Origin of the sequence: Fluviicoccus keumensis, assembly GCF_004217445.1 — a bacterium.
GTDB classification, from domain to species: domain Bacteria; phylum Pseudomonadota; class Gammaproteobacteria; order Pseudomonadales; family Moraxellaceae; genus Fluviicoccus; species Fluviicoccus keumensis.
Map to the genome: position 1 here is coordinate 737602 of NZ_SHKX01000010.1, position 12690 is coordinate 750291.

At 55.6% G+C, this 12690-nt stretch carries 14 protein-coding genes; 4 read left to right on the plus strand and 10 right to left on the minus strand.

Translation table 11 applies throughout. From position 1 onward, the window contains the following. Window positions 1–82 precede the first annotated feature (82 nt). On the plus strand, window positions 83–1417 hold the full coding sequence (locus EV700_RS04400; RefSeq protein WP_242610180.1) for an anti-phage deoxyguanosine triphosphatase: 1335 nt from the start codon (window positions 83–85) through the stop codon (window positions 1415–1417). A 116-nt stretch (window positions 1418–1533) separates the two neighbouring features. Here EV700_RS04400 and EV700_RS04405 read toward each other — a convergent pair whose 3' ends face one another. From EV700_RS04405 to EV700_RS04445, 9 genes are all read right to left on the minus strand, one after another. After that, window positions 1534–2184 (minus strand): HhH-GDP family DNA glycosylase, encoded by a 651-nt coding sequence (locus tag EV700_RS04405; RefSeq protein ID WP_130411124.1) that lies wholly within the window; start codon window positions 2182–2184, stop codon window positions 1534–1536. Next, window positions 2181–2801, minus strand: coding sequence for a 7-cyano-7-deazaguanine synthase (locus EV700_RS04410; RefSeq protein ID WP_130411125.1), 621 nt, complete (start codon window positions 2799–2801; stop codon window positions 2181–2183). Before EV700_RS04410 ends, EV700_RS04405 begins: the two co-directional genes overlap by 4 nt. Next, on the minus strand, window positions 2798–4129 hold the full coding sequence (locus tag EV700_RS04415) for a nucleoside 2-deoxyribosyltransferase (RefSeq protein WP_130411126.1): 1332 nt from the start codon (window positions 4127–4129) through the stop codon (window positions 2798–2800). The genes EV700_RS04410 and EV700_RS04415 overlap by 4 nt, the downstream gene beginning before the upstream one ends. Before the next feature lie 2 nt (window positions 4130–4131). After that, entirely contained in the window at window positions 4132–4518 is a 387-nt protein-coding gene (locus EV700_RS04420) for a hypothetical protein (RefSeq protein WP_207224572.1), read from the minus strand. A gap of 190 nt (window positions 4519–4708) precedes the next feature. Continuing rightward, a complete protein-coding gene (locus tag EV700_RS04425) occupies window positions 4709–5173 on the minus strand; it encodes a hypothetical protein (protein WP_130411127.1) in 465 nt (154 codons plus the stop codon). Window positions 5174–5352: 179 nt separating this feature from the next. After that, window positions 5353–6027 (minus strand): RloB family protein, encoded by a 675-nt coding sequence (locus EV700_RS04430; protein WP_130411128.1) that lies wholly within the window; start codon window positions 6025–6027, stop codon window positions 5353–5355. Then, window positions 6027–7298 (minus strand): AAA family ATPase, encoded by a 1272-nt coding sequence (locus EV700_RS04435; protein ID WP_130411129.1) that lies wholly within the window; start codon window positions 7296–7298, stop codon window positions 6027–6029. The genes EV700_RS04430 and EV700_RS04435 overlap by 1 nt, the downstream gene beginning before the upstream one ends. A 150-nt stretch (window positions 7299–7448) precedes the next feature. Beyond that, window positions 7449–7976 (minus strand): DUF2059 domain-containing protein, encoded by a 528-nt coding sequence (locus tag EV700_RS04440; protein ID WP_130411130.1) that lies wholly within the window; start codon window positions 7974–7976, stop codon window positions 7449–7451. A 133-nt stretch (window positions 7977–8109) separates the two neighbouring features. Further along, window positions 8110–9036: an alpha/beta fold hydrolase gene (locus EV700_RS04445; protein ID WP_130411131.1), complete on the minus strand. Its 927-nt coding sequence runs from the start codon at window positions 9034–9036 to the stop codon at window positions 8110–8112. A gap of 331 nt (window positions 9037–9367) precedes the next feature. Between EV700_RS04445 and EV700_RS04450 the strand changes: the two genes are divergently transcribed. From EV700_RS04450 to EV700_RS04460, 3 genes are all read left to right on the plus strand, one after another. Further along, on the plus strand, window positions 9368–10111 hold the full coding sequence (locus tag EV700_RS04450; RefSeq protein WP_130411132.1) for an AraC family transcriptional regulator: 744 nt from the start codon (window positions 9368–9370) through the stop codon (window positions 10109–10111). 117 nt (window positions 10112–10228) lie between these two features. Further along, window positions 10229–11185, plus strand: a complete 957-nt coding sequence (locus EV700_RS04455; protein ID WP_130411133.1) for an alpha/beta fold hydrolase — start codon at window positions 10229–10231, stop codon at window positions 11183–11185. Then, window positions 11166–11630, plus strand: a complete 465-nt coding sequence (locus EV700_RS04460; RefSeq protein WP_130411134.1) for a hypothetical protein — start codon at window positions 11166–11168, stop codon at window positions 11628–11630. Before EV700_RS04455 ends, EV700_RS04460 begins: the two co-directional genes overlap by 20 nt. Before the next feature lie 61 nt (window positions 11631–11691). On the opposite strand, the gene EV700_RS04465 is transcribed toward EV700_RS04460, so the two are convergent. Next, window positions 11692–12684, minus strand: coding sequence for an NAD(P)/FAD-dependent oxidoreductase (locus EV700_RS04465; protein WP_207224573.1), 993 nt, complete (start codon window positions 12682–12684; stop codon window positions 11692–11694). Window positions 12685–12690 lie beyond the last annotated feature (6 nt).

A 12690-nucleotide genomic window follows, 5' to 3' on the forward strand; every position in this document is an offset into this window, starting at 1 on the left:
GCTTCGAAAAGGATATATTCTCTGTTGCTGCAGAGCCATTTGCATACGTTGTCGTCAACTAAATTAAAGCATGGAGGAAATTATGGAAGACATGCAAGTCTGGCAAAATAGAAAAAGAAATGATGATGAGGGATACCCCATCAAGCCATTCAACTCGATGAATGACGATAGCCAATACCAGCGTGATAGGGCTAGAGTTATTCACTCGGCAGCCTTTAGAAGATTGCAGGCAAAAACTCAAGTTTTAGGCATTGGAGAGAGTGATTTTTATAGAACACGATTAACCCATTCTCTAGAGGTTGCCCAAATAGGCTCAGGGATTTGTGAGCGATTGAAAGAAGCATATAGAACTGACGAAGAAATTAAAAATTGGATACCCTCTTTAAGCTTAATAGAAGCCATCTGCTTGTCACACGATATTGGCCATCCTGCATTTGGTCATGGCGGCGAGGTCGCGTTAAACTACTCAACCATAAATAATGGAGGCTTTGAAGGAAACGGTCAGACTTTACGCATTATTTCAAAGCTAGGCGAATATTCGCCCGCCCATGGCATGGATTTAACTAGGCGCACCATGCTTGGCATTATTAAGTACCCTCTAAATTATAGTCAGGTTAAAAACTATGCGGGCGATTATGCATCTTCATCTAAGTTAAATTTGGATGCTTGGCATCCTCCAAAATGTATATTTGATGATGAAATAGATGTATTGAATTGGATTATCAGTCCGCTTTCTGATTCTGACAAGCAGCTTTTCCAATTAAAAGACATTAAAGTTGGCGAGCATCATAAAACAAAATTTAAATCTTTTGACACATCTATCATGGAACTTGCGGATGATATTTCATATGGAATACATGACTTAGAGGATGCTATAGCCTTAAAACTGATAACCAAAACCCAATGGGAATCAGAAATATTAGATCAAATTTCCAAATTTACAGGAAGTGAATTTGTTCAGAATTTTCAACAATACACTGATAGGCTATTTTCTGATTCTAATAAAGAAAGAAAGCATGGGATCAGCAAGCTCGTCGGCCACTTCATGTATAAAGTTGAGATTTCAAGAAATGAATCTTTCCAGCACCCCCTACTTAAATATCAAGCTGTATTGCCAAATCAAGAACAAAATATCCTCAAGATACTAAAGAAGTTTGTTTACAACAAAGTAATTAAACGTCCAGAGGTTCAAGTTCTTGAATACAAAGGGCAACTGATGATTATGAAACTCTTCAAGGTTTTGAAGGAAAACCCAAGCCGATTACTCCCTGCCAGCACCTTAAATCATTATGATCAAGCTCAAAACAAGGAGCGAATTTTGTCTGACTATATATCAGGCATGACTGATGGCTATGCAACCAAGCTCTACCATAAATTATTTAGCCCAAGCATAGGCTCCATATTTGACAGACTATAACTACCCCCTTAGGGCGCTAAGACAGCTCCAGCATTTTATTATGCCATGGGTGCATTTAGTTTTACGAGGCTTTCTGGGGGTTGCTCACTCTCGCTAGTTTCGCAATATTTAGGAAGCTACACGAGAAGATTAAGCTGTGCTTGAGCTGGCATTGTAGCTCGGCGCCATAACCAAGCATCGAACTCACGTCGCGGAAGCTCTAGCAGGTCAGCAGCGCAGCAAAATGATGCGCGAAGAAAATTGTAATCATCCCTCTCGACTCCAACTGCCTTCGCGAAGGTGCGGACGTGACGATCAACTGCAATCGAATCCAGTCCAATTAGACATGCCATATAATCAACGGTTTTCGGGCCAATCCCATTGACTGTTTTGATCGAGGCACAAAATTCATCAGAAGCTAGACCTGCACGCAAATCCAGAAAATCTTCGACGCCCGACCTCTGTAGAAAAGCTACAAGTGCTTCAAATCGACTGACCTTCTCGTTATGCCTCCAATTCAAGAATGCTCCAGTCTCGCCGTCATGAATCAGCGATGCAAGTGAAGAAATCGTGTGACGATTTGGATGTAGTCGTAGAATGGCTTGAACCCGAGGACGCACAACTGTGTTGTAATTGAGCCCGGCTTGGAGCACAGAGTCCGCCAGAACAGCTCCTAAATGCTCGCAAGTAGCACGGAGCGGTTTCTCGTCAAAGAGCACGCCTTTATCCTTCGCATGGTTGGCAATGCGACGTGCTACGAGTAGCACCTCGATAGCTGAAGCACTCATACCAAATTAGCCTCTTTCAGTGCATTCAGACGCTCGACGCAGTTCGGACAAGCGCCGCACGGAAATTTTGCCGACGCTTGGCAGGAGTAAGTACGCCCTATAGGCACACCGAGCTCCGCAGCTGACCTGGCGACATCAGCCTTAGACGAATTACGGAAAGGTGAGTGAAAACGAACGGGACCTATGTTCTCAGTAAGGCCGTCGAGGCTATTCATAAATGCGGCAGTGCAATCAATTTCTTTGGCATGGTTGCTGTTGATGAAGCCAGTATAAACATCAAGGATTCCAACAGTTTGTGCGCGAGCGGCTGCAACGGCGAAGAAGAGCATAGTTCGATATGGAATGTACAAGTCATCATCTTTAACTTCTTCAGTCCAGAGATCAGCTTCGCGAATCAACCTCGACTGTGAACCTCGAAAGATGTCCGAAATATTGAAGCGCTCTGGACGTTGCATATTGGAAGGCAAGACTTCATTCACTCGCCCCCACTCAATGTCTGCGCAATGTTGTCCGTAGTCAAAGAAGATGGGTACGACCTCCACCCCAGCGGCCATGAGCTTGTATCCAACAGTTGTTGAGTCCAGACCACCTGAGGCCAGAAGAAGTGCTTTTTTCATCGTGATCCAGTTCTCAATGCTGCAATAACTGTGAAGGTGCCATTGAGGCACTCGTCAAGGTCGGCGGAGTATACAGAACTTCCAGCTACTACCATTGTGTTCTTGTTCTCACCCCGCGGGTCGTAAGTGATGACTGGCTTGCCCATTTCGATTGCAATGCCTATTTCAACGAGCGTACCTGGGTCACGATCGAGAGGAACCGCGAAGACCACATCACATTCCTTGAGTAGCTGATAATCCATATTGTACATATGGCGCATGTCACCCTCACTCGCGGGACGCCGTAACTCCCCCCCCTCTATGACAGGACGTCGGACTCTGAAGTTGTGATACGTAAGACTGTCAACAGCGTGGTCAAGCTCCTGCTTTTCAATGTATGAAAAGTCTGGTCCGGCTAAGTAGATCGAGTAGCTCTGGCGATCGTGCCATGGGAGTATTGATCCGCCGAGTGCTCGCAATACTTCTATTGAGAGTCGAAATCCGCGTTGCAAATCACGCTTTATGTCATCGGGAAACGTTGATTGCGAGTACACAGAAGCTGCTTGGCAGCCACGCCACGCCGCTTCGATCCATCCTCTATGAGACAAGCCAACCATGACACTGGAATAGACATCTCCAACACCAACGGAGTTGACCGTACGGCTCAATGTTGCAGGAATCTCCTCGACACTGCCATGTTGCATATCAAAGAGTCGACTACCCCCTCTATTTTCTTTGAGAAGGAGCACTTCCGGCGAAAGAGCCCTAATGGCATTTAGGAGGATATTAATATCATCACTTCCAAGTCTCATGAATAGCGGAGAAGACGTTGAGAGAATTACAGCACCCAAGCGGCGCTGGAATGCCATAAGCGATGAAAGGTCCTCAAGATCATAAGCGATGTCAAATGAGAGTCTGGCATCAACTGCAAACGCGCTAGCGAGTACGTTAATATCAAACCGACCAGGAAAGACAACGACCTCTCGGTAGGCGTCAAGACACGGTAGTGGTTCGTGAACTTTGACTATCTTGGTCTCACGCATCAAGTCTTCATAACCTTGATGCGAAACTTCCCTCACGTCGCCGATAAGGATCACATTCGGAGCACCAACTACATCACCAAGCCAGATAAACTCCCTACATCCAAGCGCAGCAAGGTATGCCTTTGCTTCACCTATGAGATATTGAGGACAGAAAGCTGCAACTGAAAATTCAAGATCGGCAGCCCATAACCCTCTTGCGGCGTGCCCGACGCCACCTAAACGAAGTTTGCTGATAGACCCATGATGGCCAAGCGTATAGTCAACAACAAGCTCTCCAACTACTAGCACAACGCCAGTGAGAGACATAATTATTTAGCTGTAAAGTCAGCAGTAATGGTGGGGACGGGGGCGCCGGCTGAGGTGCTCACCAAACCAATATAAGTTACACCGTCATTCATGCATGCTACGAGATAATTGAACGATGTGGGGAGTGCGCCAACCATTACGCCATTTACATCAACTGCGACTACGCGTTTTTTGTCGAATTGAATTTCCAGCTGATCGCCAACTGTCGGGACAGTTCTGAACTTCGAATAGAAGTCACTATTTCCAACATCATCGAGCACTACGCTAAATGCCTGTTTGCACTTGTCGACGCCGCTCATCCCACCGGCTACGCCTGTTCCATTTCCTGTCACTTCCTTGGCCTTTGTACCAGGATAATCTGAAAAACGACCCGAGCCAGAGCTTCCCATAGTATTCCCCTTACGTAGTTTGATTTTTATCCTTCAAGGTCACCCGAGCCGTGTTGGGAGTATGATGAATCGTATGCATGCTACATACAGACTTTGACCATTCAAGGAAATAAGTATATGAATCCGATTGCGCTCAACCTTTACAATGAGGCACCCCAAAATAAGGGTTAGAGCGAAACATCCTTTGCTCTTAGCTTTTTAGAGTAGCTGAAGTTGCTCCCGCTACAGCAGCTCCAGTAGTCGCACCGGCCGTTGCAATAACAGCCGTTCCACCCGCCATCCCTGCACCACCAGCAGCCACAGCCCCCCCGCCCATTGCGGCCAAAGAAGCATTAGTCAACGCTGCGCCGGAAAGTGTTGAAATCGCTGTACCTGTACTTGCAGCGCCAAGAGCACCGGTTCCTCCAATGGCAGCCGCAATGGGACCAGCGGCTACAAATGCAGCACCACCAGTGGCAACAGCGGCGGCAACAACAGCCACAGTAGTACCGGGATTTTCCGAGACAGTTTCAATGGCAGAGTCTATACCGCCACCAACTACATCAATGACTTTCGATCCTACCGAGTCAACAACATCAATGCCTTTGCCAACGCCTTCGATAGCACTGCCAATAGCATCGCATACCCCGTCAATCAAGCTATCAAAAATGCCCATGTTCACGCTCTCCCTGGTGAGTCAAATGTGGTTCTGATGGCACCACTACAGTGATTCCATTCCATTACAAGTGAATTACTCTATGACATATAAGCGCAATGCCATCTATCAGCCAAACCAAGCATCTTATCCGACAACAACTCTAAAATAGGATCAGACACTATTTTTTCCAACCTGCTTCAGTTCCGCAATGTAGTCAACACCCCCACCAACTCATAAAACCCCGTAAACGGCTCAGGCTCCGTGTACTCACTGAACCTCTCCGCCAACCCCCTCGCCCGCTGCATCGCCACCGCCAACCGGTCACGCGTCATCGCAAACACCCTACCCGCCCCCTTGTCATAGCCCGGCATGTACTGCTTCAACCGAACCATCACCTCATCCCGGTGAACGGGCGCACGCACATCCTCATAGTGCAACAACAACCACAACTCAAAACTTGGAACAGAAGCAATCGCCTTGAAACGCACAGGCTCCCGCTCATCATTGCGCAACTTCCCATCCAGCGACTTCGCCAAATTCAGCGCATTGAAATAGCTCTCGTGATCATCGCGGTCAAACACCGCATACACCTGATCAAAGCTCCTGGGGCGAATCCCCTTGTGCAAATCGCCCTGCTCAAACAGTTGCTGCGCATAGCGCACCACCTGGATGGGCGCCGTACCCAACTGACCCGGCTGCACCGCCACATTGGCGGAATGCAACTGATACAGCGCACGGATCTCCTCCAGATACAGCGGCTCGGTCTTGCTGCCTTCCGTCACGATCAGGATGCGGGCGTAACCGGCGCGCCGCCCCTCCCGCACCGTCTTCCGCCGCAACTGCCGCTCCTTGGCCTGATTGTCACGTCCCATCAGCCCGGCACCCCCAACAACGGATTACTCAGGAATGGCAACGCACCGTAGCGGCCTTGCAGATACCCGCGCTCCAACGCCTCATGCTTGCGCGGGCTGAAATCGAGCAACGGGTAAAGCGCCGTGCTTTGATCCGCACGCTTTTCCACAAACCAGACCTGATCGCGGCGGAACAGGCCATAAGCATCCAGCAGCGACGTATCGTGCGTGGTGAAAATGAGCTGTGCGCCGCCGGTATTGACGTCAGGCCGGTGGAACAGGCGCACCAGCGCCTGCACCAGCAAGGTATGCAGACTGGTGTCCAACTCATCCACCAGCAGCGTCAAGCCCTTGTTCAGGATGTCCAGAATCGGCCCCGTCAGGAACAACAGGTTACGGGTGCCGCTCGACTCATCCATCAAATCAAACACCGCATTGCCATGCTCGGTGACGTGGTGGAACTTCACCTCATCGACCGCCTGCTCCCCGGTTGACTCCTCACGCTTGCCGGTGGCCAGATCAAAGTTGATCGTGTGCACCATGGCCTGCTTCGTCGTCACTTCGATATCCGCAATGCTGATGTCGGCGGCGCGCAGAAAATCACGGATGGCCCTGCGCGGTGCATCCTGCTTCAGCATCTGCATGGAAAACTGCGGGGACAGCGGCGACTGCTCGTTAATGATGACCAGCCGGTTGGCGAACCAATCAAACACCGGCAGCAGGGCCTCGCTGTTGAGATTCACCGCCCGGGATAAAAACAACATGTTGGGTAGGGTGGCGCCTTCCCACAGGTGCTTGGCGCCCTTCAGGCCGGACCCGAATTCATAGATATCCTTGCCGCTTTCAACATCAAAGCGACGTTCAAACCAGCGTTGCGGCTTGAAGGCCTTGAACACCAGCAAATGCTCGCTGACGATGCGCTGCGTGTTCATGGCAAAACCGTACTGGTAGCGCACACCGTCCAGGAGGAAAGTGATCTCGAACTCCGTGGGCTCGCTGCCCGATGCGGCGTCCAGCTTGAAGGGTTGGAGTCGGTCGAAGGTCTGGCCCGGCTGCATCGCGGCCGACTCCAGCACCACGCCGCGCATGTACTGCAGGGCCTTGATCAGGTTGGACTTGCCGCTGGCATTTGCGCCGTACACCACCGCACTCCTCAGCAAATGCGGGGCCGCTTTCAGACCGGTATCCAGGGCATGGGTGTCCAGCAGGGTCTTGTCGGTTGACGCCACCAGGCTAAGCACCTGCTCGTCGCGCAGGCTGCGGAAGTTCTTGGTACGGAACTCGACCAGCATTGAATTCACCCCACCGGACAATTTAATATTTTCAAATATTGCATTGTCTGCGCGAATTTTCAATTTATTTTTATCATTGGTCCGGTTTCAGGGCAAAGCCCCCAGCACCACCGGCAAGTAGGTGAAACGAGCTCTGAATCTTTGTCCATGTTATTGCAAAGGCTTGGCGCTCTTTGCTAACAGGGCCTGCATGTCCTTGAAATACGTCTCAACGGCCTTATCCATGCGCGTTTGGGTTTCCTTGAGGACCCAGCCCGTCAAGTCCGAACTGACCAGCTTGGTCGCGGCCACCTCGCGCTGCCCGGCTGGGGAACCGTAGTAAGCCAAAGCTGCCTTCAAGTCCTGTGCCGTCATTCTGCGGCTGTAGGCTTCGGCCCATCGGGCAACAAAGTCATCTTCGGGAATGTGCCAGGCTGCAGAAGCAAAAAAAGCATCATTTACTTCACGGGCTCCCGCCACTTCGACACCACCATTAGCCGCAACCACCTGCTGGTATAACTGTTCGGCTTGTACTTTAATCGACTCATCCACTTGCCGGTTGGTTTGTGTCAGGACCTCGCGGACACCTTGTAACTCAACAATCTTGCGGGCAATTTCCAATGTGCCGCTCTTCTCGACAGCAAAGCTCGGAGAGCACAGGAAGATAAGCGCAAATGCCAAGCAGATGGTTTTGTTCATGATTATGATTTCCCTGGAATTTCCTTTAACGTGGACTAGCTTTGTAAACACCTTCAGCGGTAGCGTCAACCTGTCGGCATGAAGCCCTCAACACGGAACGGTGTTGTCGGGCTAATCCAGCCGGCGGATTGTCTCACCCCCTCCCCAAAAACCCCTCATACACCTTCGCCATCTCCCCCGTCCGCTCAATCGGCGGCGCATGCCCCACCCCCTTGAACACCACCACCTCCGCCTGCGGCAGGAACTGCTTGAACACCCCCACACTCGACACATCCAGCACCCGGTCCTGATCCCCCCACACCACCAGCACCGGCACATGGATCTTCGGCAACGCCTCCTCCGGCTTCAGCGAATTCGCCGGATCCAGCTCCCGGTAAATCGTCTCCCCGATCTGCTGCCGCGCAATCGCCTCCCGCGTCAGCGTCCCGATCACCGGCCCCGGAATCCACGGCGGATCGGCCATCGTAAACGCCAGCATCGCCTGGTAATCCTGCTCGTTACGCACAATCAGCGGATTCTTCCCCTCCCGGTTCAAGCGCCACAACTCGCTCGGCGTCGGCGAAATCACCCCGGCCGAACTCACCAGCGCCAGCGTCTTCACCCGCTCCGGCGCCATCACCGCCACATGAAAGGCAATCGCCCCGCCCATGGAATGCCCCATCAGGTTCACCGGCTGCCGCAGCTGCATCGCCTCCATGATCGCCATCACCCGCTTCGCCTGTTCCGGCACCGTGTAGGAACGGTCCGGCAAAATGGTGCTCTCGCCGTGGGCGGGCAGGTCGATGGCGATCACGTGGTAGTGCGCGGTCAGCTCGCGCGCCATGCGCACCCAGATGTCCTTGTTGGACTGGAAACCGTGGATCAGGAACACCGTCTCGCCCTGCCCGCCTTCCAGCCAGGCAATGTTGAAGCCGTCCACGGTCAGCGCCTTGTGCTCCAGATGGGCGCGGGCGCGCTCGCTGCCAATGGCCCAGGCGCTCAGCTTGTCTTCCAGATCGGGGGTGCAGCCGCCCAGCGCCAGGCTCAGGGCCAGGCCGGCGGCAAGCATCATCTTGCGCATGTCGGTTTCTACGGGGAGGGAAGGATGGGGGAAGCTTAGCGGAATGGGGGCGGGGTTATTGAGGAATGGCGACAGAGCGCAGCCGTAGGGGCGCACTGCGTGCGCCCTTCTCCGCCGGACACGCTGACCGTTCAATAAAAACCGGCATGTCCGTTCACGAGGGCGCACGCAGTGCGCCCCTACGCATCATCGAACTAAAAAAAGGGAACCGAACGAAATAATTCCCTGTCAGGCGTGGAGCTCCGTCCAAAATCCCCGCATTATCCATAGTAGAAAAATCAGGCGGCGGAGCCCATTCCCCCTTCATGCCCTGCCGCAGGAGCGCACATTCATGCCCATCGACTGGAAAGGCGACATCGTATTCTCCGACAGCGTCGCCATCTTTCGCGGCCATGTCGGCGAAAACAAGGCGCACGGCCATTGGGCGTCGCAACTGACCATTGCCCTGGACGGCGACCTCGCATTCGAAACCACGGCCGGGTGGATGCAGGCCAAAGCCGTGTACCTCACCTCCAGGACCCGGCACCGCCTGCAGCCCGGCCCGCTGGTCTGTTCCATCTACTTCGACCCCCTGTGCGGCTCCATCCTCAAGGCGCTGGACAACCCCGCGCCCCCGGCGTGGCTGGCGCTGTCCCGGGACGAACTGCCGCCGCCTCTGGCGTCACTCAGCGCCGACACGGACCTGCGCGCCCTGCTGAACTCGGAGGTGCTGGCCACGTCCGACCGGACCCTCGCCGGGGATGAACGCTTCAAGGCGGTGATCGAGGCGATCAAGGCCGGCCTGGGGGATGGCGAGGACATCGACCGCAAGCGGCTGGCCGCCGTGGCCAACCTCTCCCCCACCCGCTTCTCCCACTGGTTTGTCGAACACGCCGGGGTTCCGGTGCGCAGCTACAAGAAGTGGCTGAAGCTGCGGGTCGCCATGGACGCCCTGCTGAACGGAACTTCGCCGGTGGAGGCGGCGATGGACGCGGGCTTCAGTGACCTGGCCCATATGTGCCGGGCGTTTGCCGAGTCCTTCGGCCTCACCTATCTGGATGCGCTCAAGGCCCTGCAGCAATCCACCCGCTATTAGCTCTTTCGTTCAATACCCCCGCTTTGCCGGGTGCTAACCTGCGCTCACTGGCCGGGAATCCGGCGTCTCCTTCGGGTGTCCGGACGGAGCAACCGTGATACGGGGGCGCGAAAGATCATGAAGACAAGACAGGGTTTTGCCGAGGCCGAGGGTCACCGGCTGGCCTATCTGGCGGTGAACGAGCATCTGGATAACGCGGACGAACCGGCCATCGTCTTCATTCACGGCGTGCTGGTGTCGGTCAATTTCTGGCGCGACTGTGTCCCGGAATCCTTCCGCGATTCCAAGGCCTGGTACTCCCTCAGCCTGCCGGCCCATTACCCGTCCACGGCTCCGGAGGGATTCGATGCCCGGCAGGTCGATGATGCGTGGTTTTTCCGCGTCATGAACGGTGCGTTGCAGCACATGCTGGGCAACCGGAAGATCATCGTCGTGGGCCATTCCACCGGCGGCTTCAGCGCGCTCAACCTGGCAGCGCACCATGCCCCGAATGTGGCGGGCATTGTCAGTGTTGCCGGTTTTCACCTGGGTCGCTGGGGCGGGGTGGAAGGCCAGTTGCTGCGTCTCGCCGGTCTGGGTGCCTGGGGAAAAGGCCCTTTCATCACCAATCTGCTGATCTCGAAAAAAAGCCGGCGGGTGCGGAGACTGTTCGCCAGTTTCCTGGCCTACCGTCCGGCGGCATACCGGGCCAGTCCCCTCAGCCGGAAGATGCTGGACAACGTTGAAGCGGATATGCTGAAACAAGACCCCGGTGCCTTGTTCGCCCTGTTTGGCGGCATTACCACCCTGGCCATTGGCGACCGGCTGGACCGCATCCAGATACCCTGCTATCTCTTGGCCGGCTCCAACGATCCGGTCGTGACCTCAGAACAATCCCTGCTGCTGGCGGGCCGCATTCCACGGTCCAGGCTGGTGGTATTCCCGAATGTGGGGCACATGCCCTTTATTGAAGATCCGGATGCGTATGCCGAGGCTCTGGAACGTGCCTTGGAAGAACTGGCGGCCGGTACGAAATTTTCCCTCCCCAAAGCCGTCACGAGGCAGGAGTTGAGTCATGAACTATCCCGAGTATAAAGCGGACTTGCAGCGCATCCATGAGTCCGAAGTCTACGGCATCGCCGTGTTCGATACGGCGGCGCGGCTGACCCGGAACCCGGCGCGCAAGCAGAAATGGCTGGCGCTCAAGGCGCTGGAAGAGCAGACGCTGCAACGTTATCTGGACTACATGAACCAGACCGGCCAGCGCATTACCGAGCCGCGCGGCTGGGCCCTGAAAGGCATGGCGGAAGGCGCGGCGCTGGCGGTGATGCCCTGGTGGCTGGCCATGCGGCTGCTGCGCAACGGCACGCAGCCCTTCCAGGAGAAATTCCTGCGCCTGAAGGATCATGCCGAGGGCGCGGACAAGCCATTCTTTGCCTATGTCTATGCGCACGAGAAGGCCATCGAGGCTTTTGCCAAAAGGGAATTGGCCGGGGATGAAAGCAGTCTGAAGGCGGTGCATGATCTGACAGGACGGTGACCATCGGACAGCCGGGAGGGCGTGTCCGTTGACGAGGGCGCACGCAGTGCGCCCCTACGCATCATTTGACGGAGGGCAAATTCGACAAGACCTTGCCGCCCAATTCCCGGCCACAACTCCACGCCCCTTCCACCCGTCCACCCAGCAGCCAGTCCCCGCACAAGCCCAACCCGGATTCCGGCTCCCAGACACTCCCGGTCGTCGCCGGTTCGCAATCCGCATAGCGCCAGCGATGCACCGACACCGCCGCCGGTTCCGGCCCGCCCAGGGCCCGGAACGCCGCCACCAGCGCCTGCCCCGCCACCTCCGGCTCCTCTTCCAGATGCACCGCGCTCCACGCCGCCGAGGCCTGCAACACCCAGCACTCGCGCCCGCTGCGGCCCGGCTTGCTGCTGTTGCGCGCCACCCAGCGCAGCGGCCCCTCGTTAACGAAGGCGGCCTCGAAGGGCAGCTCCGGCGGGGCGTCGAAACGCGCCATCACCGTCCAGCTGGGCAGCATGCGATGCCCGGCAGCCATCGCCGCCAGCGAGGCCGATACCGGCTGCAGCAAGGCCGCCGCCTGCGCCGCCGGAGCCGCCAGCAGCACCGCGCCGAACACGCCCGGCAACAGGCCGTGCTCCGCCGTCTCCAGCCGCCAGCCGTCTTCCACCCGCCGCAGGACCTGCACCGTATGCCCGGTCTTCACCGTTAGCCCGGCCGCCAGCGCCTTGGCCGGGGCCGACATGCCCGGCACGCCCACAAAGCGTTGCACCGGCTCGCCCGACGAGGTCTCATGCGGGCCGAACACCGCCCGTAGCGGCTGCCATTCCGTTACCACCCCGGCATGCATCCACAAGTCCACCTGCGCCCGGAAGGCCGGGCTGCGGGCGGTGAAATACTGCGCGCCGTGATCGGCCTGCCAGTCGTCGCCGCGCCGGGTGCACAGGCGGCCGCCCACGCCCCGGCTCTTGTCGAAGACGGTCACCGCCAGTCCGGCGTCCTGCAGCACGCGGGCGCAGGACAGGCCCGCCAGCCCGGCGCCGACAACCGCCACCGCCCTTGTCGTGTTCATCATGCAAAG

What these genes read in the sequence shown, in the direction of transcription:
- EV700_RS04400 (WP_242610180.1), top strand. Translation starts at nt 83, where the DNA reads ATGGAAGACATGCAAGTCTGGCAAAATAGAAAAAGAAATGATGATGAG.
- EV700_RS04405 (WP_130411124.1), bottom strand. Translation starts at nt 2,184, where the DNA reads ATGAGTGCTTCAGCTATCGAGGTGCTACTCGTAGCACGTCGCATTGCC.
- EV700_RS04410 (WP_130411125.1), bottom strand. Translation starts at nt 2,801, where the DNA reads ATGAAAAAAGCACTTCTTCTGGCCTCAGGTGGTCTGGACTCAACAACT.
- EV700_RS04415 (WP_130411126.1), bottom strand. Translation starts at nt 4,129, where the DNA reads ATGTCTCTCACTGGCGTTGTGCTAGTAGTTGGAGAGCTTGTTGTTGAC.
- EV700_RS04420 (WP_207224572.1), bottom strand. Translation starts at nt 4,518, where the DNA reads ATGGGAAGCTCTGGCTCGGGTCGTTTTTCAGATTATCCTGGTACAAAG.
- EV700_RS04425 (WP_130411127.1), bottom strand. Translation starts at nt 5,173, where the DNA reads ATGGGCATTTTTGATAGCTTGATTGACGGGGTATGCGATGCTATTGGC.
- EV700_RS04430 (WP_130411128.1), bottom strand. Translation starts at nt 6,027, where the DNA reads ATGGGACGTGACAATCAGGCCAAGGAGCGGCAGTTGCGGCGGAAGACG.
- EV700_RS04435 (WP_130411129.1), bottom strand. Translation starts at nt 7,298, where the DNA reads ATGCTGGTCGAGTTCCGTACCAAGAACTTCCGCAGCCTGCGCGACGAG.
- EV700_RS04440 (WP_130411130.1), bottom strand. Translation starts at nt 7,976, where the DNA reads ATGAACAAAACCATCTGCTTGGCATTTGCGCTTATCTTCCTGTGCTCT.
- EV700_RS04445 (WP_130411131.1), bottom strand. Translation starts at nt 9,036, where the DNA reads ATGCGCAAGATGATGCTTGCCGCCGGCCTGGCCCTGAGCCTGGCGCTG.
- EV700_RS04450 (WP_130411132.1), top strand. Translation starts at nt 9,368, where the DNA reads ATGCCCATCGACTGGAAAGGCGACATCGTATTCTCCGACAGCGTCGCC.
- EV700_RS04455 (WP_130411133.1), top strand. Translation starts at nt 10,229, where the DNA reads ATGAAGACAAGACAGGGTTTTGCCGAGGCCGAGGGTCACCGGCTGGCC.
- EV700_RS04460 (WP_130411134.1), top strand. Translation starts at nt 11,166, where the DNA reads ATGAACTATCCCGAGTATAAAGCGGACTTGCAGCGCATCCATGAGTCC.
- EV700_RS04465 (WP_207224573.1), bottom strand. Translation starts at nt 12,684, where the DNA reads ATGATGAACACGACAAGGGCGGTGGCGGTTGTCGGCGCCGGGCTGGCG.